Origin of the sequence: Citrobacter sp. On2M (assembly GCF_018035235.1) — a bacterium.
In the GTDB taxonomy this organism is placed as follows: domain Bacteria; phylum Pseudomonadota; class Gammaproteobacteria; order Enterobacterales; family Enterobacteriaceae; genus Citrobacter; species Citrobacter meridianamericanus.
The window spans coordinates 473156-494661 of record NZ_WPCV01000002.1; the positions used below are offsets into that span (position 1 = coordinate 473156).

At 54.1% G+C, this 21506-nt stretch carries 18 protein-coding genes; all 18 read left to right on the forward strand.

From position 1 onward, the window contains the following. The first annotated feature begins 51 nt into the window (after positions 1-51). A complete protein-coding gene (mraZ, locus tag On2M_RS04460) occupies positions 52-510 on the forward strand; it encodes a division/cell wall cluster transcriptional repressor MraZ (RefSeq protein ID WP_005124560.1) in 459 nt (152 codons plus the stop codon). Between the two features lies 1 nt (position 511). After that, positions 512-1453, forward strand: coding sequence for a 16S rRNA (cytosine(1402)-N(4))-methyltransferase RsmH (rsmH, locus tag On2M_RS04465; RefSeq protein ID WP_210904430.1), 942 nt, complete (start codon positions 512-514; stop codon positions 1451-1453). Then, positions 1450-1815, forward strand: coding sequence for a cell division protein FtsL (gene ftsL / locus On2M_RS04470; protein ID WP_151216736.1), 366 nt, complete (start codon positions 1450-1452; stop codon positions 1813-1815). Before rsmH ends, ftsL begins: the two co-directional genes overlap by 4 nt. Positions 1816-1830: 15 nt before the next feature. Then, the gene (gene ftsI / locus On2M_RS04475; RefSeq protein ID WP_151224550.1) at positions 1831-3597 is read left to right on the forward strand and encodes a peptidoglycan glycosyltransferase FtsI; all 1767 of its coding nucleotides are present in this window, start codon (positions 1831-1833) and stop codon (positions 3595-3597) included. Beyond that, positions 3584-5071, forward strand: a complete 1488-nt coding sequence (murE, locus tag On2M_RS04480) for a UDP-N-acetylmuramoyl-L-alanyl-D-glutamate--2,6-diaminopimelate ligase (protein WP_151216737.1) — start codon at positions 3584-3586, stop codon at positions 5069-5071. The genes ftsI and murE overlap by 14 nt, the downstream gene beginning before the upstream one ends. Next, entirely contained in the window at positions 5068-6426 is a 1359-nt protein-coding gene (gene murF / locus On2M_RS04485) for a UDP-N-acetylmuramoyl-tripeptide--D-alanyl-D-alanine ligase (protein ID WP_187259103.1), read from the forward strand. The genes murE and murF overlap by 4 nt, the downstream gene beginning before the upstream one ends. Then, on the forward strand, positions 6420-7502 hold the full coding sequence (gene mraY / locus On2M_RS04490; RefSeq protein ID WP_045439803.1) for a phospho-N-acetylmuramoyl-pentapeptide-transferase: 1083 nt from the start codon (positions 6420-6422) through the stop codon (positions 7500-7502). Before murF ends, mraY begins: the two co-directional genes overlap by 7 nt. A gap of 2 nt (positions 7503-7504) precedes the next feature. Further along, positions 7505-8821 (forward strand): UDP-N-acetylmuramoyl-L-alanine--D-glutamate ligase, encoded by a 1317-nt coding sequence (gene murD / locus On2M_RS04495; protein WP_151216738.1) that lies wholly within the window; start codon positions 7505-7507, stop codon positions 8819-8821. Beyond that, positions 8821-10065: a cell division protein FtsW gene (gene ftsW / locus On2M_RS04500; RefSeq protein WP_149691212.1), complete on the forward strand. Its 1245-nt coding sequence runs from the start codon at positions 8821-8823 to the stop codon at positions 10063-10065. Before murD ends, ftsW begins: the two co-directional genes overlap by 1 nt. Beyond that, positions 10062-11129 (forward strand): undecaprenyldiphospho-muramoylpentapeptide beta-N-acetylglucosaminyltransferase, encoded by a 1068-nt coding sequence (murG, locus tag On2M_RS04505; RefSeq protein ID WP_151216740.1) that lies wholly within the window; start codon positions 10062-10064, stop codon positions 11127-11129. Before ftsW ends, murG begins: the two co-directional genes overlap by 4 nt. 51 nt (positions 11130-11180) lie before the next feature. Next, a complete protein-coding gene (gene murC, locus On2M_RS04510) occupies positions 11181-12656 on the forward strand; it encodes a UDP-N-acetylmuramate--L-alanine ligase (RefSeq protein WP_151216741.1) in 1476 nt (491 codons plus the stop codon). Then, positions 12649-13569, forward strand: coding sequence for a D-alanine--D-alanine ligase (locus On2M_RS04515; RefSeq protein WP_210904431.1), 921 nt, complete (start codon positions 12649-12651; stop codon positions 13567-13569). Before murC ends, On2M_RS04515 begins: the two co-directional genes overlap by 8 nt. Before the next feature lies 1 nt (position 13570). Next, positions 13571-14404: a cell division protein FtsQ gene (gene ftsQ, locus On2M_RS04520; protein ID WP_003018758.1), complete on the forward strand. Its 834-nt coding sequence runs from the start codon at positions 13571-13573 to the stop codon at positions 14402-14404. Beyond that, on the forward strand, positions 14401-15663 hold the full coding sequence (gene ftsA / locus On2M_RS04525; protein ID WP_003018755.1) for a cell division protein FtsA: 1263 nt from the start codon (positions 14401-14403) through the stop codon (positions 15661-15663). Before ftsQ ends, ftsA begins: the two co-directional genes overlap by 4 nt. 62 nt (positions 15664-15725) lie before the next feature. Next, on the forward strand, positions 15726-16877 hold the full coding sequence (ftsZ, locus tag On2M_RS04530) for a cell division protein FtsZ (RefSeq protein WP_003018753.1): 1152 nt from the start codon (positions 15726-15728) through the stop codon (positions 16875-16877). Between the two features lie 100 nt (positions 16878-16977). Further along, positions 16978-17895, forward strand: a complete 918-nt coding sequence (gene lpxC / locus On2M_RS04535; protein ID WP_003018750.1) for a UDP-3-O-acyl-N-acetylglucosamine deacetylase — start codon at positions 16978-16980, stop codon at positions 17893-17895. A gap of 282 nt (positions 17896-18177) precedes the next feature. After that, entirely contained in the window at positions 18178-18684 is a 507-nt protein-coding gene (gene secM, locus On2M_RS04540) for a secA translation cis-regulator SecM (RefSeq protein WP_151216742.1), read from the forward strand. A 60-nt stretch (positions 18685-18744) separates the two neighbouring features. Continuing rightward, a complete protein-coding gene (gene secA / locus On2M_RS04545) occupies positions 18745-21450 on the forward strand; it encodes a preprotein translocase subunit SecA (protein WP_151216743.1) in 2706 nt (901 codons plus the stop codon). The last annotated feature ends 56 nt before the right edge of the window (positions 21451-21506 follow it).

Here is a 21506-nt window from a genome sequence, read left to right on the forward strand (position 1 = left end):
CCTTTAAGTGGGAATTTGTGGGATAAAGTGGTAATCGGGGGTGAGACTGGCATGTTCCGGGGAGCAACGTTAGTTAATCTCGACAGTAAAGGGCGCTTATCGGTGCCTACCCGTTATCGGGATCAACTGCTCGAGAGCGCTACCGGTCAAATGGTTTGTACCATTGACATCCATCACCCGTGCCTGCTGCTGTACCCCCTGCCTGAATGGGAAATTATCGAGCAGAAGTTATCGCGTCTGTCGAGCATGAATCCAGTTGAGCGTCGCGTACAGCGCTTATTGCTGGGTCATGCCAGCGAATGTCAGATGGATAGTGCTGGTCGATTATTGATAGCGCCCATTCTGCGGCAACACGCAGGGCTAACGAAAGAAGTGATGCTGGTTGGGCAGTTCAATAAGTTTGAGCTGTGGGATGAAACGACCTGGTATCAACAGGTCAAGGAAGATATCGACGCTGAGCAGTCTGTTACCGGCGCGCTGTCGGAACGATTGCAGGATTTGTCTCTATAAAATGATGGAAAACTATAAACATACAACGGTGTTGTTGGATGAAGCCGTAAACGGCCTGAATATTCGTCCAGACGGCATCTACATTGACGGGACATTTGGTCGCGGCGGTCACTCACGTCTGATCCTCTCACAGCTTGGCGAAGAAGGACGTTTACTGGCTATCGATCGCGATCCGCAGGCGATTGCCGTTGCACAGATGATTACTGATCCCCGTTTTTCCATCGTACATGGACCTTTTTCTGCGCTGGCTGACTATGTCGCCGAACGCGGACTGACCGGTAAGATCGACGGGATTCTTCTCGATCTTGGGGTTTCTTCTCCGCAGCTTGATGACGCGGAACGCGGATTCTCATTTATGCGTGACGGTCCATTAGATATGCGTATGGACCCAACACGTGGTCAGTCAGCAGCTGAATGGCTGCAAACCGCCGATGAAGCAGACATTGCCTGGGTGATTAAAACCTTTGGCGAAGAGCGCTTCGGCAAACGCATTGCTCGCGCCATCGTAGAGCGCAATCGCATCGAACCGATGACCCGCACCAAAGAGCTGGCGGAAGTGATTGCGGCGGCAATGCCGGTGAAAGACAAATTCAAACATCCCGCGACCCGTACCTTCCAGGCGGTGCGCATTTGGGTGAACAGTGAACTGGAGGAGATAGAGCAGGCGCTAAAAAGCTCGCTCAGCGTGCTGGCACCAGGAGGTCGCCTTTCGATAATCAGTTTCCATTCGCTTGAAGATCGCATTGTGAAACGCTTTATGCGTGAACAAAGCCGTGGTCCTCAGGTTCCGGCTGGAATACCGATGACCGAAGCGCAGATCAAAAAGCTGGGCGGCCGTGAGTTAAGAGCACTAGGCAAGATGATGCCGGGCGAAGAAGAGGTTGCTGAAAATCCTCGTGCCCGTAGTTCAGTTCTGCGTATTGCAGAGAGGACGAACGCATGATCGGCAGAGTGACAGAAGCCCTCAGCAAAGTTAAGGGATCGATAGGAAGCAACGAGCGCCATGCCTTGCCTGGCGTGATCGGTGACGATCTTTTGCGGTATGGGAAGCTGCCACTCTGCCTGTTCATTTGCATTATTTTGACGGCGGTTACCGTCGTGACCACAGCACACCATACGCGGTTACTGACCGCGCAGCGTGAGCAACTGGTTCTGGAGCGAGATGCGTTAGATATCGAATGGCGCAACTTGATCCTTGAGGAGAATGCGCTCGGTGATCATAGCCGTGTTGAACGGATCGCAACGGAAAAGCTGCAAATGCAGCATGTTGATCCCTCACAAGAAAACATCGTAGTACAAAAATAAGGATAAACGCGACGCATGAAAGCAGCGGCAAAAACGCACAAACCAAAACGCCAGGAAGAACAAGCCAACTTTATCAGTTGGCGTTTTGCGTTACTGTGCGGCTGTATTTTGCTGGCACTGGGTTTTCTGCTGGGGCGCGTTGCCTGGCTGCAAATCATCGCGCCGGACATGCTGGTACGTCAGGGCGATATGCGCTCTCTGCGCGTCCAGGAAGTGTCCACCTCGCGCGGAATGATTACCGACCGTTCAGGACGTCCGCTGGCAGTGAGCGTACCGGTGAAGGCGATTTGGGCCGATCCGAAAGAGGTGCATGATGCAGGCGGCGTGAGCGTTGGCGAGCGCTGGCGAGCGCTGTCGACGGCCCTGAATATCCCGCTTGATCAACTGGCTTCCCGCATTAACGCCAACCCGAAAGGACGCTTTATCTATCTGGCACGTCAGGTAAACCCTGACATGGCTGACTACATCAAAAAACTCAAGCTGCCAGGGATTCACCTGCGTGAAGAGTCCCGCCGTTACTATCCTTCCGGAGAAGTGACCGCTCACCTCATCGGTTTTACTAACGTCGACAGTCAGGGGATTGAAGGCGTTGAGAAAAGCTTCGACAAATGGCTCACCGGACAACCGGGTGAGCGTATTGTACGTAAAGACCGTTATGGCCGCGTCATTGAGGATATTTCCTCTACCGACAGCCAGGCGGCGCATAACCTTGCGCTGAGTATTGATGAGCGTTTACAGGCGCTGGTCTACCGTGAACTGAATAACGCTGTGGCCTTTAACAAGGCGGAATCAGGCAGCGCGGTGCTGGTGGATGTAAATACTGGTGAAGTGCTGGCGATGGCGAACAGCCCGTCTTACAACCCAAACAATCTCACCGGTACGCCAAAAGACGCTATGCGCAACCGTACCATTACCGACGTGTTTGAACCGGGTTCTACCGTTAAGCCGATGGTGGTGATGACGGCGCTGCAGCGTGGCGTTGTACGCGAAAACACCGTGCTCAACACTATCCCTTACCGAATTAATGGCCACGAAATCAAAGACGTGGCGCGTTATAGCGAATTGACCCTCACCGGGGTTTTGCAGAAGTCGAGTAACGTCGGTGTTTCCAAGCTGGCGTTAGCGATGCCGTCCTCAGCGTTAGTAGACACTTACTCACGTTTTGGGCTGGGAAAAGCGACCAATTTGGGGTTGGTCGGAGAACGCAGTGGCTTATATCCTCAAAAACAACGGTGGTCTGACATAGAGAGGGCCACCTTCTCTTTCGGCTACGGGCTGATGGTAACGCCGTTACAGTTAGCGCGAGTCTACGCAACGATCGGCAGCTATGGCGTTTATCGCCCGCTGTCGATTACCAAAGTTGATCCTCCCGTTCCGGGCGAGCGTATCTTCCCGGAAGCGACCGTACGCACCGTGGTGCACATGATGGAAAGCGTGGCGCTGCCCGGTGGCGGCGGCGTGAAGGCGGCGATTAAAGGCTATCGTATCGCCATTAAAACCGGTACGGCGAAAAAAGTGGGGCCGGATGGCCGCTACATCAACAAATACATTGCTTATACCGCAGGCGTTGCGCCTGCGAGTCAGCCGCGCTTCGCGCTGGTTGTTGTTATCAACGATCCGCAGGCGGGTAAATACTACGGTGGCGCCGTTTCCGCGCCGGTCTTTGGTGCCATCATGGGCGGCGTTCTGCGCACCATGAACATCGAGCCGGATGCGCTGACAACGGGCGATAAAAATGAATTTGTGAATAATCAAGGCGAGGCAACAGGTGGCAGATCGTAATTTGCGCGACCTTCTTGCTCCATGGGTGCCGGGTGCACCGGAGCGAGCACTGCGGGAGATGACGCTCGACAGCCGTGTGGCTGCATCAGGCGATCTCTTTGTCGCAGTATTGGGTCATCAGGCGGACGGGCGTCGGTATATCCCGCAGGCGATAGCGCAAGGTGTGGCTGCCATTATTGCAGAAGCAAAAGATGAAGCTGCTGACGGTGAAATCCGCGAAATGCACGGTGTACCGGTTATCTATCTGAGCCAGCTTAACGAACGCTTATCTGCACTGGCAGGCCGTTTTTACCACGAGCCTTCTGAGAAAATGCGCCTGGTCGGCGTGACCGGGACGAACGGTAAAACCACCACCACCCAATTGCTGGCACAGTGGAGCCAACTGCTTGGTGAAACCAGCGCGGTAATGGGCACGGTAGGCAATGGCCTGTTGGGTAAAGTGATCCCAACGGAAAACACCACCGGTTCAGCCGTTGATGTCCAGCATGTGCTGGCAGGGCTGGTTGCGCAGGGTGCCACGGTGGGCGCGATGGAAGTCTCCTCGCACGGTCTGGTGCAACATCGTGTGGCGGCGCTGAAGTTTGCCGCCTCGGTATTCACCAACCTGAGCCGCGATCATCTGGATTACCACGGCGATATGGAGCACTACGAAGCCGCGAAATGGCTGCTGTATTCCACGCACCATTGCGGTCAGGCTATTGTCAATGCGGATGATGAAGTCGGTCGTCGCTGGCTGGCAAAATTGCCGGATGCGGTTGCTGTGTCGATGGAAGGCCATATCAACCCGAACTGTCACGGTCGTTGGTTAAAAGCGATTGACGTGGATTATCACGACAGCGGCGCGACGATTCGATTTTCCTCCTCATGGGGCGACGGCGAAATTGAAAGCCGCCTGATGGGGGCGTTTAACGTCAGCAATCTGCTGCTGGCGCTGGCAACGCTGCTGGCGCTGGGGTATCCGTTAGCTGATTTACTGAAAACGGCGGCACAATTACAGCCGGTTTGCGGGCGTATGGAAGTGTTCAGCGCACCGGGTAAAACCACCGTGGTGGTTGATTACGCCCATACGCCAGATGCGCTGGAAAAAGCGCTGCAGGCAGCGCGTTTGCACTGCACTGGCAAACTGTGGTGCGTCTTTGGCTGCGGCGGGGATCGCGATAAAGGCAAACGTCCGTTGATGGGCGCAATTGCCGAGCAGTTTGCAGATGTTGTTGTGGTGACCGATGACAACCCGCGTACCGAAGAGCCGCGCGCCATTATTAACGATATTCTGGCGGGGATGCTGGATGCCGGGCAGGCGAAGGTGATGGAAGGTCGCGCAGAAGCGGTGACAAACGCCATTATGCAGGCGAAAGAAAACGACGTGGTGCTGGTGGCCGGGAAAGGTCACGAAGACTACCAGATCGTCGGCGCACAGCGCCTTGACTATTCTGACCGCGTAACGGCAGCGCGCCTGCTGGGGGTAATCGCATGATTAGCGTAACGCTCAGCCAACTGGCTGAGATCCTCCGCGGCGAACTGAAAGGGGCCGATCTGACCCTTGATGCGGTGACAACCGATACGCGTAAAGTGACACCAGGCTGCCTGTTTGTGGCACTGAAAGGCGAACGTTTTGACGCTCATGATTTTGCCGACAAGGCACAAGAGAGCGGGGCGGGCGCGCTGTTGGTCAGCCGTCCTCTGGACACCGATCTGCCGCAGTTGATTGTTAACGATACGCGTCTGGCGTTTGGTGAACTGGCAGCGTGGGTACGCGCCCAGGTTCCGGCGCGTGTTGTCGCGTTGACCGGCTCTTCTGGTAAAACGTCAGTCAAAGAGATGACGGCCTCCATTTTGAGTAAGTGTGGCAACACGTTATATACCGCGGGAAACCTGAATAACGACATCGGCGTTCCGATGACGCTGCTGCGCTTAAACAACGATTACGACTATGCCGTGATTGAGCTCGGCGCCAATCATCAGGGTGAAATCGCCTGGACCGTTGGCCTGACTCGCCCGGAAGCCGCGCTGGTGAACAACCTTGCCGCCGCGCATCTGGAAGGTTTCGGCTCTCTGGCGGGCGTAGCGAAGGCAAAAGGTGAGATTTTTACCGGCCTGTCAGCGAACGGTATCGCCATTATGAATGCCGACAACAACGACTGGCTGAACTGGCAGAACATTATCGGCAATCGCAAAGTCTGGCGTTTTTCGCCGAATGCGGCTAACAGCGACTTTTCGGCGGCCAACGTACATGTGACCTCACACGGCACGGAATTTACGCTGCAAACGCCAACCGGAAGCATTGATGTTCTGCTACCGCTGCCGGGTCGCCATAACATTGCTAACGCTCTGGCGGCGGCGGCGCTCGCTATGGCGGTAGGCGCGACACACGACGCGATCAAAGCGGGTCTGAAGGATTTGCAAGCGGTACCGGGGCGTCTGTTCCCGATTCAACTGGCAGAAAACCAACTGCTGCTGGACGACTCCTATAATGCTAACGTCGGATCCATGACCGCAGCGGTACAGGTGCTGTCTGAAATGCCAGGCTATCGCGTGCTGGTGGTTGGCGATATGGCAGAGCTTGGCGCGGAAAGCGAAGCATGTCACGTGCAGGTGGGTATCGCTGCGAAGGCGGCGGGTATCGACCGTGTGCTGAGTACAGGGAAACTGAGTCAGGCAATTAGCCATGCCAGCGGCGTTGGTGAGCATTTTGCGGATAAAACCGCGCTGACCGCGCATCTTAAAGCATTGATTGCAGAACATCAGGTCATGACGATTTTAGTGAAGGGTTCACGTAGTGCCGCCATGGAAGAGGTAGTACGCGCATTACAGGAGAATGGGACATGTTAGTTTGGCTGGCCGAACATTTGGTCAAATATTATTCCGGCTTTAACGTCTTTTCCTATCTGACGTTTCGCGCCATCGTCAGCCTGCTGACCGCGCTGTTCATCTCTTTGTGGATGGGCCCGCGCATGATCGCCCGCTTGCAAAAAATGTCCTTCGGACAGGTCGTGCGTAACGACGGTCCGGAATCGCACTTCAGTAAACGCGGTACGCCTACCATGGGCGGGATTATGATCCTCACCGCAATTGTTATCTCTGTTCTGTTGTGGGCATACCCGTCGAACCCGTACGTCTGGTGCGTGCTGGTGGTTCTGATCGGTTACGGCATTATCGGTTTTGTCGATGACTACCGCAAAGTGGTACGCAAAGACACCAAAGGCCTGATTGCGCGCTGGAAATATTTCTGGATGTCGGTGATTGCGCTGGGCGTGGCCTTTGCGCTGTATCTGGCCGGTAAAGATACTCCGGCGACCGAGTTGGTGGTGCCGTTCTTTAAAGACGTGATGCCGCAACTGGGTCTGTTCTATGTTCTGCTGGCGTACTTCGTGATTGTGGGGACCGGCAACGCGGTCAATCTCACCGACGGTCTGGATGGCCTTGCCATTATGCCGACTGTGTTCGTCGCAGCAGGCTTTGCGCTGGTGGCGTGGGCGACCGGTAACATGAACTTCGCCAGCTATCTGCACATTCCCTATTTACGTCATGCGGGTGAGCTGGTGATCGTCTGTACGGCGATTGTCGGCGCGGGCCTGGGCTTCCTGTGGTTTAACACCTATCCGGCGCAGGTCTTTATGGGCGACGTCGGATCGCTGGCGCTGGGCGGCGCGCTGGGCATTATTGCCGTGCTGCTGCGTCAGGAGTTCCTGCTGGTGATCATGGGCGGCGTATTTGTTGTAGAAACGCTGTCGGTCATTCTGCAGGTTGGCTCATTTAAGCTGCGCGGACAGCGCATCTTCCGTATGGCGCCGATTCACCACCACTATGAACTGAAGGGCTGGCCGGAACCGCGCGTCATTGTGCGCTTCTGGATTATTTCGCTGATGCTGGTGCTGATTGGCCTGGCAACGCTGAAGGTACGTTAATCATGGCTGATTACCAGGGTAAAAAAGTCGTCATTATCGGTCTGGGGTTGACCGGACTGTCCTGCGTGGATTTCTTCCTGGCGCGTGGCGTGACGCCGCGCGTGATGGATACCCGTGCGACGCCGCCTGGTCTGGATAAATTACCGGAAGCGGTTGAGCGTCATGTTGGTAGCCTGAATGATGACTGGCTGCTGGCTGCCGATCTCATCGTCGCCAGCCCTGGTATTGCCCTGGCGCACCCTTCGTTGAGCGCTGCTGCTGATGCCGGGATTGAAATTGTTGGCGACATTGAGCTGTTTTGTCGCGAAGCTCAGGCGCCGATCGTCGCGATCACCGGGTCCAACGGGAAAAGTACCGTCACTACGCTGGTCGGCGAGATGGCGAAAGCTGCCGGTGTGAATGTGGGGGTTGGTGGTAATATTGGCCTGCCTGCGCTGATGCTGCTGGATGACGAACGCGAGCTGTATGTTCTCGAGCTGTCGAGCTTCCAACTGGAAACAACCTCCAGTTTACAGGCCGTGGCGGCCACCATTTTGAACGTCACCGAAGATCATATGGACAGGTATCCGTTTGGCCTGCAGCAGTACCGTGCGGCCAAACTGCGCGTCTATGAGAACGCGAAAGTATGTGTGGTCAACGCCGATGATGCGCTGACCATGCCGATTCGCGGGGCGGATGAGCGCTGCGTGAGCTTTGGCGTCAATATGGGGGACTATCACCTGAATCGTCAGCAGGGCGAAACCTGGCTGCGGGTGAAAGGGGAAAAAGTCCTCAACGTGAAAGAGATGACGCTTTCAGGTCAGCATAACTATACCAACGCCCTGGCTGCGCTGGCGCTGGCGGATGCCGCGGGTTTACCACGGGCGTCGAGTCTGAAAGCGCTGACCACCTTTACCGGTCTGGCGCACCGTTTTCAGTTGGTGCTGAACCATAACGGCGTACGCTGGATTAACGATTCTAAAGCCACCAACGTCGGCAGCACTGAAGCCGCACTGAATGGCCTGCACGTTGACGGCACGCTGCACCTGCTGCTGGGCGGCGACGGGAAATCCGCTGACTTTATGCCGTTGCAGCGTTACCTGACCGGCAATAACATTCGTCTGTACTGCTTTGGCCGCGATGGCGCGCAACTCGCCGCTCTGCGACCTGAGATTGCGGAACAAACTGAAACTATGGAGCAGGCTATGCGTCTGCTTGCGCCGCGCGTGAAGTCGGGCGATATGGTGCTGCTGTCGCCAGCCTGCGCCAGCCTCGATCAGTTCAAGAACTTTGAGCAACGCGGTGATGTCTTTGCCCGTCTGGCGAAGGAGTTGGGTTGATGCGCTTATCTCTCCCTCGTCTGAGACTGCCGCGCTTACCAGGACTGGGTGTCCTGGCGTGGATCTTCGCGGCGCTTAAAGGCTGGGTGATGGCTTCGCGTGATAAAGACGCCGACAGCCTGATCATGTATGACCGCATGCTGCTGTGGCTAACCTTTGGTTTGGCGGCGATCGGCTTCGTGATGGTGACATCGGCATCGATGCCCGTAGGGCAACGCCTGGCGGGTGATCCTTTCCTGTTTGCTAAGCGTGACGCGTTGTACATCTTCCTCGCGTTTTGTCTGGCGATGGTGACGCTGCGTCTGCCGATGGAGTTCTGGCAAAAGTACAGTACGACGATGCTGATAGCCTCAATCATCATGCTGCTGATCGTGCTGGTGGTGGGTAGCTCCGTTAACGGGGCGTCGCGCTGGATTGCGTTGGGTCCGCTGCGTATTCAGCCAGCAGAATTTACCAAGCTGTCGCTGTTCTGTTATCTCGCCAATTACCTGGTGCGTAAAGTGGATGAGGTGCGTAACAACCTGCGCGGCTTCTTAAAACCGATGGGCGTGATCCTGGTGCTGGCTATTTTACTGCTGGCGCAGCCTGACCTTGGTACGGTGGTGGTGCTGTTTGTTACTACTTTGGCGATGCTGTTTCTCGCCGGCGCGAAACTGTGGCAGTTCATCGCCATCATCGGCATGGGGATTTCGGCGGTCGTACTGCTGATCCTTGCCGAGCCGTATCGTATTCGCCGCGTAACTTCTTTCTGGAACCCGTGGGAAGATCCGTTCGGCAGCGGTTACCAGCTGACACAATCTCTGATGGCTTTTGGTCGCGGTGAGGTTTGGGGACAAGGCTTAGGTAATTCAGTACAAAAACTGGAGTATTTACCGGAAGCGCACACCGACTTCATCTTCGCCATCATTGGGGAGGAGCTGGGTTATATCGGTGTGGTATTGGCACTTTTAATGGTATTCTTCGTCGCTTTTCGCGCGATGTCGATTGGTCGTAAAGCGCTGGAAATTGATCACCGTTTTTCAGGCTTTTTAGCCTGCTCCATCGGGATCTGGTTTAGCTTTCAGGCGCTGGTAAATGTCGGTGCGGCGGCAGGTATGCTGCCAACCAAAGGTCTGACGTTGCCGCTGATCAGTTATGGTGGTTCCAGTTTGTTGATTATGTCAACGGCCATCATGTTTTTGTTACGTATTGATTATGAAACGCGTCTGGAAAAAGCCCAGGCGTTTACACGAGGTGCACGATGAGTGGTCAACCGAAGCGGTTAATGGTGATGGCGGGCGGTACCGGCGGGCATGTGTTCCCGGGGCTGGCGGTCGCGCACCATTTAATGGCGCAGGGCTGGCAGGTTCGTTGGCTGGGCACCGCCGATCGTATGGAAGCGGACTTAGTGCCGAAACATGGCATTGAAATTGACTTTATTCGCATCTCCGGTTTGCGTGGCAAAGGCGTTAACGCACTGCTTGCCGCGCCCGTGCGTATTTTTAATGCCTGGCGTCAGGCGCGCGCCATCATGAAGCAGTTTAAGCCTGATGTGGTGCTGGGTATGGGCGGCTACGTGTCTGGCCCTGGCGGTCTGGCGGCCTGGTCATTAGGCATTCCGGTGGTTCTGCATGAGCAGAACGGCATTGCTGGATTAACCAACAAATGGCTGGCGAAGATTGCAACGAAGGTGATGCAAGCCTTTCCTGGCGCATTCCCAAATGCGGATGTGGTGGGCAACCCGGTACGTACTGACGTGCTGGCGCTGCCATTACCTGAAGCGCGTCTGGCTGGACGTGAAGGTCCGGTTCGCGTGCTGGTCGTCGGTGGTTCTCAGGGCGCACGCGTGCTTAACCAGACGATGCCGCAGGTTGCCGCCAGGCTTGGTGATGCGGTGACTATCTGGCATCAGAGCGGTAAAGGTGCGCAGCAAACCGTTGAGCAGGCTTATGTCGACGCGGGACAACCGCAACACAAGGTCACTGAGTTTATTGATGATATGGCGGCAGCTTACGCATGGGCGGATGTCGTGGTCTGTCGCTCAGGTGCGCTAACGGTGAGCGAAATTGCCGCCGCAGGTTTGCCTGCGCTGTTTGTACCGTTCCAGCACAAAGACAGACAGCAATACTGGAATGCGCTGCCGCTGGAGAAAGCGGGCGCGGCCAAAATTCTTGAGCAGCCGCAGTTTACTGTGGATGCCGTCGCCAGCACCCTTGCCGGGTGGTCGCGAGAAACCTTATTAACCATGGCAGAACGTGCGCGCGCCGCATCCATACCGGATGCCACAGAGCGTGTTGCAAACGAAGTGAGCCGGGCTGCCCGGGCGTAATTGTGGTGATGCCTTTTGCATCGCATGAACTAAGAAGTTAATGGCTAAAGAATGAATACACAACAACTGGCAAAACTGCGTTCCATCGTGCCCGAAATGCGTCGCGTTCGGCACATTCACTTTGTCGGCATCGGTGGTGCTGGTATGGGCGGTATTGCCGAAGTTTTGGCCAATGAAGGTTATCAGATCAGCGGTTCTGACTTAGCGCCGAATCCGGTGACGCAGCAGTTGACGAATCTGGGCGCCACGATTTTCTTTAATCACCGCCCGGAAAACGTGCGTGATGCGAGCGTGGTGGTGGTATCCAGCGCTATTTCTGCAGATAACCCGGAAATTGTTGCGGCGCATGAAGCGCGCATTCCGGTGATCCGTCGTGCTGAAATGCTGGCGGAGTTAATGCGTTTTCGTCACGGTATCGCCATTGCCGGGACGCACGGTAAAACCACGACCACGGCGATGGTCTCCAGCATCTATGCGGAAGCGGGTCTGGATCCGACTTTCGTCAACGGTGGTCTGGTGAAAGCAGCAGGCGTCCATGCGCGTCTGGGTCATAGCCGTTATTTGATTGCCGAAGCGGATGAGAGCGACGCATCATTCCTGCATTTGCAGCCGATGGTGGCGATTGTCACCAATATCGAAGCTGACCATATGGATACCTACCATGGCGACTTCGAAAATTTAAAGCAGACGTTTATAAATTTCCTGCATAACTTGCCGTTTTATGGTCGTGCGGTGATGTGTGTTGACGATCCGGTGATCCGCGAACTGTTACCGCGAGTCGGCCGTCAAACCACAACCTATGGTTTTAGCGACGATGCCGATGTGCGCGTTGAAGATTACCAGCAGATCGGCCCACAAGGGCACTTTACGCTGCTGCGCCAGGGGATGGCTGATTTACGCGTTACGTTAAACGCGCCGGGTCGCCACAATGCCCTGAATGCGGCGGCGGCGGTGGCGGTCGCGACAGAAGAAGGTATTGAAGACGAGGCTATTTTACGTGCGCTGGAAAGTTTCCAGGGGACCGGGCGTCGTTTTGACTTCCTCGGTGAATTCCCGCTTGAGCCGGTGAACGGTAAAACCGGGACTGCGATGCTGGTTGATGATTATGGTCATCACCCAACGGAAGTTGACGCCACGATCAAAGCTGCGCGCGCGGGCTGGCCGGACAAAAATTTGGTGATGCTGTTCCAGCCGCACCGGTTCACACGTACGCGCGATTTATACGACGACTTTGCCAACGTGCTGACCCAGGTCGATGCGCTGCTGATGCTGGATGTGTATGCCGCAGGCGAAGCCGCGATTCCGGGTGCTGACAGCCGCTCGCTGTGCCGTACTATTCGCAGTCGCGGTAAGATCGATCCGATTCTGGTCTCCGATCCGGCCCTGGCGGCTGAAATGTTGGCCCCCGTATTAACCGGCAACGATCTGATTTTGGTGCAAGGCGCTGGAAATATCGGCAAAATCGCGCGTTCCTTAGCTGAAATCAAACTGAAGCCGCAAAACCCGGAGGAAGGACAACATGGCTGATAAAATCGCGGTCCTGTTAGGGGGAACCTCCGCAGAGCGTGAAGTATCGCTGAATTCCGGCGCGGCCGTGCTGGCTGGGTTACGTGAGGGTGGTGTGGATGCCCATCCGATTGACCCAAAAGAGGTTGATGTCACTCTTCTGAAATCAATGGGTTTTCAGAAGGCGTTTATTGCGCTGCATGGTCGTGGTGGTGAAGATGGCACGTTGCAGGGCATGCTGGAGCTGATTGGCCTGCCGTATACCGGCAGCGGCGTCATGGCTTCCGCGATTTCGATGGACAAACTGCGCAGCAAGTTGCTGTGGCAGGGCGCAGGTTTACCCGTCGCACCTTGGGTTGCGCTGACCCGCGCTGAGTTCGAAAAAGGTCTTAGCGATGAAGTGGTTACAAAAATTTCTGCGTTAGGCCTGCCGCTAATTGTGAAGCCAAGCCGTGAAGGCTCTAGCGTAGGGATGTCAAAAGTTGAAGAAGAAAATGCTTTGCATGGTGCATTAGCATTGGCTTTTCAGCATGATGAAGAAGTACTGATTGAAAAATGGCTCAGTGGCTCGGAATTTACAGTTGCGATGCTCGGCGAAGAAATTTTACCGTCAATACGTATCCAACCCGCGGGAACCTTCTATGATTATGAGGCGAAGTATCTCTCTGATGAGACACAATATTTCTGCCCAGCAGGTCTGGAAGTCGAACAAGAGGCCCGTTTGCAGGAATTAGTCCTGAAAGCATGGACCGCATTGGGCTGTAAAGGTTGGGGCCGTATTGACGTCATGCTGGACAGCGATGACCAGTTTTATCTGCTGGAAGCCAATACCTCTCCGGGTATGACCAGCCACAGCCTGGTGCCGATGGCGGCGCGTCAGGCGGGTTTGAGCTTCTCGCAGTTGGTGGTACGAATTCTGGAGTTGGCGGACTGATATGTCGCAGGCTGCGCTGAACACACGAAACGGTGATGAAGAAGAAGTAAACTCCTCACGCCGCAATAATGGAACGCGTCTTGCAGGAATACTGTTTCTGTTGACAGTGCTGTGCACCGTGTTTGTCAGCGGCTGGGTAGTATTGGGATGGATGGAAGATGCGCAGCGTTTGCCATTGTCAAAACTGGTGTTAACCGGTGAACGGCATTACACGCGCAATGACGATATCCGTCAGTCCATCCTGGCGCTGGGCGCTCCGGGAACCTTTATGACTCAGGATGTGAACATCATCCAGAGCCAGATTGAACGTCTCCCCTGGATCAAACAGGCGAGCGTCAGAAAGCAATGGCCTGATGAATTGAAGATTCATCTGGTTGAATATGTGCCAATAGCGCGTTGGAATGACCAACATATGGTGGATGCCGAAGGAAATACGTTCAGCGTCCCAACCGGTCGGGCCAATAAGCAGGTATTACCCATGTTGTACGGGCCGGAAGGCAGCGCGAGTGAAGTGTTGCAAGGGTTCCGTGACATGGGGCAGGTGCTGGCTAAGGATAGATTCACCCTGAAGGAAGCGGCAATGACCGCTCGTCGTTCCTGGCAGTTGACGCTGAATAACGATATTAAGCTGAATCTGGGCAGGGGCGATACGATAAAACGTTTGGCTCGCTTTGTGGAACTCTACCCGGTTTTACAGCAGCAGGCGCAAACCGATGGCAAACGGATTAGCTACGTTGATTTGCGTTATGACTCAGGAGCGGCAGTAGGCTGGGTTCCCTTGCCTCCTGAGGAATCTAATCAGCAACAGAATCAGGCACAGGCAGAACAACAATGATCAAGGCGACGGACAGAAAACTGGTAGTTGGACTGGAGATTGGCACCGCGAAGGTAGCCGCTTTAGTAGGGGAAGTTCTGCCCGACGGTATGGTCAATATCATTGGCGTGGGCAGTTGCCCATCGCGAGGTATGGATAAAGGCGGGGTGAACGACCTTGAGTCTGTGGTGAAGTGCGTACAGCGCGCCATTGACCAGGCTGAGCTGATGGCAGATTGCCAGATCTCCTCTGTGTATCTGGCGCTTTCCGGTAAACACATTAGCTGTCAGAATGAAATTGGTATGGTGCCCATTTCCGAAGAGGAAGTGACGCAGGAAGATGTGGAAAACGTGGTTCATACGGCAAAGTCCGTACGTGTTCGCGATGAACATCGCGTTCTGCACGTTATTCCGCAGGAATACGCCATTGACTACCAGGAAGGTATCAAAAATCCGGTCGGTCTTTCCGGCGTGCGTATGCAGGCAAAAGTCCACCTTATAACCTGCCACAACGACATGGCGAAGAACATCGTCAAAGCTGTTGAACGTTGTGGTCTGAAAGTTGACCAACTGATTTTTGCCGGGTTGGCAGCCAGTTATTCCGTCTTGACGGAAGATGAACGTGAGCTGGGTGTCTGCGTGGTCGATATTGGTGGTGGTACAATGGATATCGCCGTTTATACTGGCGGGGCGTTGCGCCACACTAAAGTTATCCCCTATGCCGGGAATGTCGTGACCAGCGATATCGCGTATGCCTTTGGTACGCCGCCAAGCGATGCCGAAGCCATCAAAGTGCGTCATGGTTGCGCACTGGGTTCCATCGTGGGTAAAGACGAGAGCGTTGAAGTGCCAAGCGTGGGGGGGCGTCCACCGCGTAGCCTGCAACGTCAGACTCTGGCAGAGGTCATTGAGCCGCGTTATACCGAGCTGCTCAACCTGGTCAACGAAGAAATTTTGCAATTACAAGAACAGCTTCGTCAGCAGGGTGTGAAACATCATCTGGCGGCGGGGATTGTGTTAACCGGCGGTGCTGCGCAAATTGAAGGCCTTGCGGCCTGCGCACAGCGTGTGTTCCATACGCAAGTGCGTATTGGCGCACCGCTGAATATTACTGGTCTGACGGATTATGCTCAGGAGCCGTATTATTCAACGGCGGTGGGGCTGCTTCACTACGGGAAAGAATCCCATTTGAGTGGTGAGGCTGAAGTAGAAAAACGCGTAACGGCATCAGTTGGCTCGTGGATCAAACGACTCAATAGCTGGCTGAGAAAAGAGTTTTAATTTTTAAAGAGACCGACGCACATTAACGGTCTCAGGCGACAGGCACAACGGAGAGAGAAACTATGTTTGAACCTATGGAACTTACCAATGACGCGGTGATTAAAGTCATCGGCGTCGGCGGCGGTGGCGGTAATGCCGTTGAACACATGGTGCGCGAGCGCATCGAAGGTGTTGAATTCTTCGCGGTGAATACCGACGCGCAGGCGTTGCGTAAGACGGCGGTAGGACAGACCATTCAGATTGGTAGCGGCATCACCAAAGGTCTGGGCGCGGGTGCAAACCCGGAAGTCGGTCGCAATGCGGCAGATGAAGATCGTGAAGCTCTGCGTGCAGCGCTTGACGGTGCAGACATGGTGTTTATCGCCGCTGGCATGGGCGGCGGTACCGGTACTGGTGCAGCGCCAGTAGTGGCTGAAGTGGCAAAAGATTTAGGTATCCTGACCGTTGCTGTCGTGACCAAGCCTTTCAACTTTGAAGGCAAGAAGCGTATGGCATTCGCGGAGCAGGGTATCACTGAGCTGTCCAAACACGTGGACTCTCTGATCACTATCCCGAATGACAAACTGTTGAAAGTGCTGGGTCGCGGGATCTCCCTGCTGGATGCATTTGGCGCAGCGAATGACGTGCTGAAAGGCGCAGTACAGGGTATCGCTGAACTGATTACCCGTCCGGGTCTGATGAACGTCGACTTTGCAGATGTGCGTACCGTGATGTCTGAAATGGGCTACGCAATGATGGGTTCTGGCGTGGCGAGCGGTGAAGATCGTGCAGAAGAAGCGGCTGAAATGGCAATTTCTTCTCCGCTGTTGGAAGACATCGATCTGTCCGGCGCACGTGGCGTGCTGGTCAACATTACTGCGGGCTTCGACCTGCGTCTGGATGAATTCGAAACCGTGGGTAACACCATCCGTGCCTTTGCATCGGATAACGCGACCGTGGTAATCGGTACCTCTCTGGACCCGGATATGAACGACGAACTGCGCGTAACCGTTGTTGCGACTGGAATTGGTATGGACAAGCGTCCTGAAATCACTCTGGTAACCAACAAGCAGGTACAACAGCCGGTAATGGATCGTTACCAGCAACACGGCATGGCGCCGTTGACGCAAGAGCAAAAACCGGTAGCGAAAGTGGTTAACGACAATACGCCGCAAACCACTAAAGAGCCGGATTATCTGGATATCCCAGCATTCCTGCGTAAGCAAGCTGATTAAGAATTAGCTGGAATTTGGGAATCTGCGCTCTTTGTGCTAAACTGGCCCGCCGAATGTATAGTACACTTCGGTTGGATAGTTAATTTGGCGAGATTATACGATGATCAAACAAAGGACACTTAAACGTATCGTTCAGGCGACTGGCGTCGGTTTACATACCGGCAAAAAAGTCACGCTGACGCTACGCCCTGCGCCGGCCAACACCGGGGTCATCTATCGTCGCACCGACTTGAATCCTCCGGTAGATTTCCCGGCCGATGCCAAATCTGTGCGTGATACCATGCTCTGTACGTGTCTGGTCAATGAGCATGATGTGCGGATTTCAACCGTAGAGCACCTTAACGCTGCTCTGGCGGGCTTAGGTATCGATAACATTGTTATTGAAGTTAACGCCCCGGAAATCCCGATCATGGATGGTAGTGCTGCTCCATTCGTATACCTGCTGCTCGATGCGGGTATTGAAGAACTGAACAGCGCTAAGAAATTTGTTCGCATCAAAGAGACCGTTCGTGTCGAAGATGGCGATAAGTGGGCTGAATTCAAACCGTTTAATGGTTTCTCGTTGGATTTTACCATCGACTTTAACCATCCGGCGATTGATGCCAGCACGCAGCGCTATGCGATGAACTTCTCTGCAGATGCGTTCATGCGCCAGATCAGCCGTGCGCGTACTTTCGGCTTCATGCGTGATATCGAATATCTGCAGTCCCGTGGCCTGGCCTTGGGCGGCAGCTTCGATTGTGCCATCGTTGTTGACGATTATCGCGTATTGAACGAAGACGGTCTGCGTTTTGAAGACGAATTCGTTCGTCACAAAATGCTCGACGCGATTGGTGACTTGTTCATGTGTGGTCACAACATTATTGGTGCATTCACCGCGTATAAATCCGGTCATGCATTGAATAACAAACTGTTGCAGGCAGTCCTGGCAAAACAGGAAGCCTGGGAATATGTGACCTTCCAGGACGATGCAGAACTGCCTCTGGCGTTCAAAGCACCTTCGACCGTACTGGCATAACGACATACGCTGTCGTATAAATTCGACTGGTAAATCTGGCACTCTCTCCGGCCAGGTGAGCCAGTCGTTTTTTTATGTACTCATTAACGCAGTCTTTTCCAACGCAAATTTTTCCCTGCCACTAGGTTAAAATAGTGTGCGATCGCTGCTTTCTTGAGCATATTTACCCATGGCTGGTTGTCATTACTGCTGTGGAGCGTACGCTTTAATGATAAGATTCGTGCGCAAAAAAATGTTTTGCATTCGTAACCCCAAACGCAGGGTATATCAGGTGGCAAAAACGTGAGTGGAATACTGACGCGTTGGCGACAGTTAGGCAGACGGTACTTCTGGCCGCATCTCCTGTTGGGGATGGTCGCGGCGAGTTTTGGCCTGCCCGCGCTCAGTAATGCTGCTGAACCCAATACCCCTGCGAAGGCGACCGCCAGCAATCACGATCAATCCGGTAAAGTTAACTTTAGCCAGCTTGCTTTGCTGGAAGCGACCAATCGTCGCCCTAATTTTACCGTCGATTACTGGCATCAGCATGCCATTCGTACGGTTATTCGCCATCTTTCTTTTGCTATGGCTCCTCAGGCGTTGCCTGTTGCCGAAGAGCCGTTGCCAATCCAGGCGCACCATCTTGCGTTGCTGAATACGCTCAGCGCGATGCTGACGCAAGAAGGCAGACCGCCCGCGACCGTGAGTCGCGTGACATATACCCATTTTACCTCTCAGGCCGCGTTTAGCGTTCCGGTCTGGATCAGCCAGTTGCAGGGTATCCGCGCTGGTCCTCAACGCCTCAGCTAAAAAAGAACCTTTCAACTTATAATTTTTGACTCCGCACCGCGGGGCGTTTGAGATTTTATTATGCTAATCAAATTATTAACAAAAGTATTCGGTAGCCGTAACGAGCGTACGCTGCGTCGTATGCGTAAAGTGGTCAATGTTATCAACGCAATGGAACCGGAGATGGAAAAACTCTCCGATGATGAACTGAAAGCGAAGACCGCTGAATTCCGCGCCCGTCTGGAAAAAGGCGCCAGCGTTGAGAGCCTAATCCCGGAAGCGTTCGCGGTGGTCCGTGAAGCGAGTAAGCGCGTATTCGGCATGCGTCACTTCGACGTCCAGCTGCTCGGCGGCATGGTGCTTAACGATCGCTGTATCGCGGAAATGCGTACCGGTGAAGGTAAAACCTTGACCGCGACGCTGCCTGCCTACCTGAACGCATTGAGCGGGAAGGGTGTACACGTGGTGACCGTGAACGACTATCTGGCTCAGCGTGACGCCGAAAATAACCGCCCGCTGTTTGAATTCCTCGGCATGACCGTAGGGATCAACATGTCTGGCCTGCCAGCGCCAGCCAAGCGTGAGGCCTACAATGCTGATATTACCTACGGTACTAACAACGAATACGGTTTTGACTACCTGCGCGACAACATGGCGTTTAGCCCGGAAGAGCGTGTTCAGCGTAAACTGCATTATGCGCTGGTCGATGAAGTCGACTCCATCCTGATCGATGAAGCGCGTACGCCGCTGATCATTTCCGGTCCGGCTGAAGACAGCTCGGAAATGTATAAAAAAGTGAACAAAATCATCCCACACCTGATTCGTCAGGAGAAGGAAGATTCCGACACGTTCCAGGGGGAAGGCCACTTCTCTGTTGATGAGAAAGCGCGCCAGGTTAACCTGACCGAACGTGGTCTGGTACTGATTGAAGAGCTGCTGGTTAACGAAGGCATTATGGATGAAGGCGAGTCTCTGTACTCTCCTGGCAACATTATGCTGATGCACCACGTGACTGCCGCACTGCGCGCGCATGTGCTGTTTACCCGCGATGTCGACTACATCGTAAAAGACGGCGAAGTTATCATCGTCGACGAACACACCGGCCGTACTATGCAGGGCCGTCGCTGGTCTGATGGTCTGCACCAGGCCGTTGAAGCCAAAGAAGGTGTTGATATCCAGAACGAGAACCAGACGCTGGCATCCATTACCTTCCAGAACTACTTCCGTTTGTATGAAAAACTGGCCGGTATGACCGGTACCGCTGATACTGAAGCCTTTGAATTCAGCTCCATCTACAAATTGGATACCGTGGTTGTGCCGACCAACCGTCCGATGATTCGTAAGGATTTACCGGATCTGGTGTACATGACTGAAGCGGAAAAAATTCAGGCGATCATTGAAGATATTAAAGAACGTACCGCAAATGGCCAGCCGGTGCTGGTGGGTACTATCTCTATTGAAAAATCTGAAGTGGTCTCTAACGAACTGACCAAAGCTGGTATCAAACATAACGTTTTGAACGCCAAGTTCCACGCCAGCGAAGCGGATATCGTCGCGCAGGCGGGTTACCCGTCGGCCGTGACAATCGCCACTAACATGGCGGGTCGTGGTACCGATATCGTGCTGGGCGGTAGCTGGCAGGCGGAAGTTGCCGAGCTGGAAAACCCGACTCCGGAACAAATCGCGCAGATCAAAGCCGCCTGGCAGGTTCGCCATGACGCAGTGTTAGCTGCCGGTGGTTTACATATTATTGGTACTGAGCGTCATGAATCTCGCCGTATCGATAACCAGCTGCGTGGTCGTTCTGGTCGTCAGGGGGATGCGGGTTCTTCTCGTTTCTATCTGTCAATGGAAGATGCGCTGATGCGTATTTTTGCCTCTGACCGCGTGTCCGGCATGATGCGTAAACTGGGTATGAAGCCAGGTGAAGCGATTGAACACCCGTGGGTCACCAAAGCGATTGCTAACGCGCAGCGTAAAGTGGAAAGTCGCAACTTCGACATTCGTAAGCAATTGCTGGAATATGATGATGTCGCCAACGACCAGCGTCGCGCAATCTACACCCAGCGTAACGAACTGCTGGACGTATCTGACGTTAGCGAAACCATCAACAGCATCCGTGAAGATGTCTTCAAAGCAACGATTGATGCCTATATTCCGCCACAATCTCTGGAAGAAATGTGGGATATCCCGGGTCTGCAGGAACGTCTGAAAAACGACTTCGATCTGGATATGCCGATTTCAGAGTGGCTGGATAAGGAGCCTGAGCTGCACGAAGAAACGCTGCGCGAACGAATTCTGGCAAACGCCGTTGAAGTTTATCAGCGTAAAGAAGAAGTTGTGGGCGCGGAGATGATGCGTCACTTTGAAAAAGGCGTGATGCTGCAAACTCTCGACTCCCTGTGGAAAGAGCACCTTGCGGCGATGGACTATCTGCGTCAGGGTATCCACCTGCGTGGTTATGCGCAAAAAGATCCGAAACAGGAATACAAGCGTGAATCCTTCTCTATGTTTGCATCAATGCTGGAATCACTGAAGTACGAAGTGATCAGCACCCTGAGCAAAGTTCAGGTGCGTATGCCTGAAGAAGTAGAAGCGATGGAGCAGCAGCGTCGCGAAGAAGCTGAACGTTTAGCGCAGATGCAGCAACTGAGCCATAAAGGTGATGATTCTGCTGCGGCAGAAGAGCTGGCGGCACAAACCGGCGATCGTAAAGTGGGTCGTAACGATCCGTGTCCTTGCGGTTCCGGCAAAAAATACAAACAGTGCCATGGCCGTCTGAGCTAAGAAAATAACTTACTGAAAAGGCGCAGAATTCTGCGCCTTTTTTATGGACAATAAAG

Bases quoted from the DNA above. Each gene is read 5' to 3' on its own strand.
- secA (WP_151216743.1), top strand. From the start codon at position 18,745: ATGCTAATCAAATTATTAACAAAAGTATTCGGTAGCCGTAACGAGCGT.
- On2M_RS04515 (WP_210904431.1), top strand. From the start codon at position 12,649: ATGGCTGATAAAATCGCGGTCCTGTTAGGGGGAACCTCCGCAGAGCGT.
- ftsL (WP_151216736.1), top strand. From the start codon at position 1,450: ATGATCGGCAGAGTGACAGAAGCCCTCAGCAAAGTTAAGGGATCGATA.
- murF (WP_187259103.1), top strand. From the start codon at position 5,068: ATGATTAGCGTAACGCTCAGCCAACTGGCTGAGATCCTCCGCGGCGAA.
- ftsQ (WP_003018758.1), top strand. From the start codon at position 13,571: ATGTCGCAGGCTGCGCTGAACACACGAAACGGTGATGAAGAAGAAGTA.
- mraY (WP_045439803.1), top strand. From the start codon at position 6,420: ATGTTAGTTTGGCTGGCCGAACATTTGGTCAAATATTATTCCGGCTTT.
- lpxC (WP_003018750.1), top strand. From the start codon at position 16,978: ATGATCAAACAAAGGACACTTAAACGTATCGTTCAGGCGACTGGCGTC.
- mraZ (WP_005124560.1), top strand. From the start codon at position 52: ATGTTCCGGGGAGCAACGTTAGTTAATCTCGACAGTAAAGGGCGCTTA.
- murC (WP_151216741.1), top strand. From the start codon at position 11,181: ATGAATACACAACAACTGGCAAAACTGCGTTCCATCGTGCCCGAAATG.
- ftsI (WP_151224550.1), top strand. From the start codon at position 1,831: ATGAAAGCAGCGGCAAAAACGCACAAACCAAAACGCCAGGAAGAACAA.
- murG (WP_151216740.1), top strand. From the start codon at position 10,062: ATGAGTGGTCAACCGAAGCGGTTAATGGTGATGGCGGGCGGTACCGGC.
- ftsA (WP_003018755.1), top strand. From the start codon at position 14,401: ATGATCAAGGCGACGGACAGAAAACTGGTAGTTGGACTGGAGATTGGC.
- ftsW (WP_149691212.1), top strand. From the start codon at position 8,821: ATGCGCTTATCTCTCCCTCGTCTGAGACTGCCGCGCTTACCAGGACTG.
- rsmH (WP_210904430.1), top strand. From the start codon at position 512: ATGATGGAAAACTATAAACATACAACGGTGTTGTTGGATGAAGCCGTA.
- ftsZ (WP_003018753.1), top strand. From the start codon at position 15,726: ATGTTTGAACCTATGGAACTTACCAATGACGCGGTGATTAAAGTCATC.
- murD (WP_151216738.1), top strand. From the start codon at position 7,505: ATGGCTGATTACCAGGGTAAAAAAGTCGTCATTATCGGTCTGGGGTTG.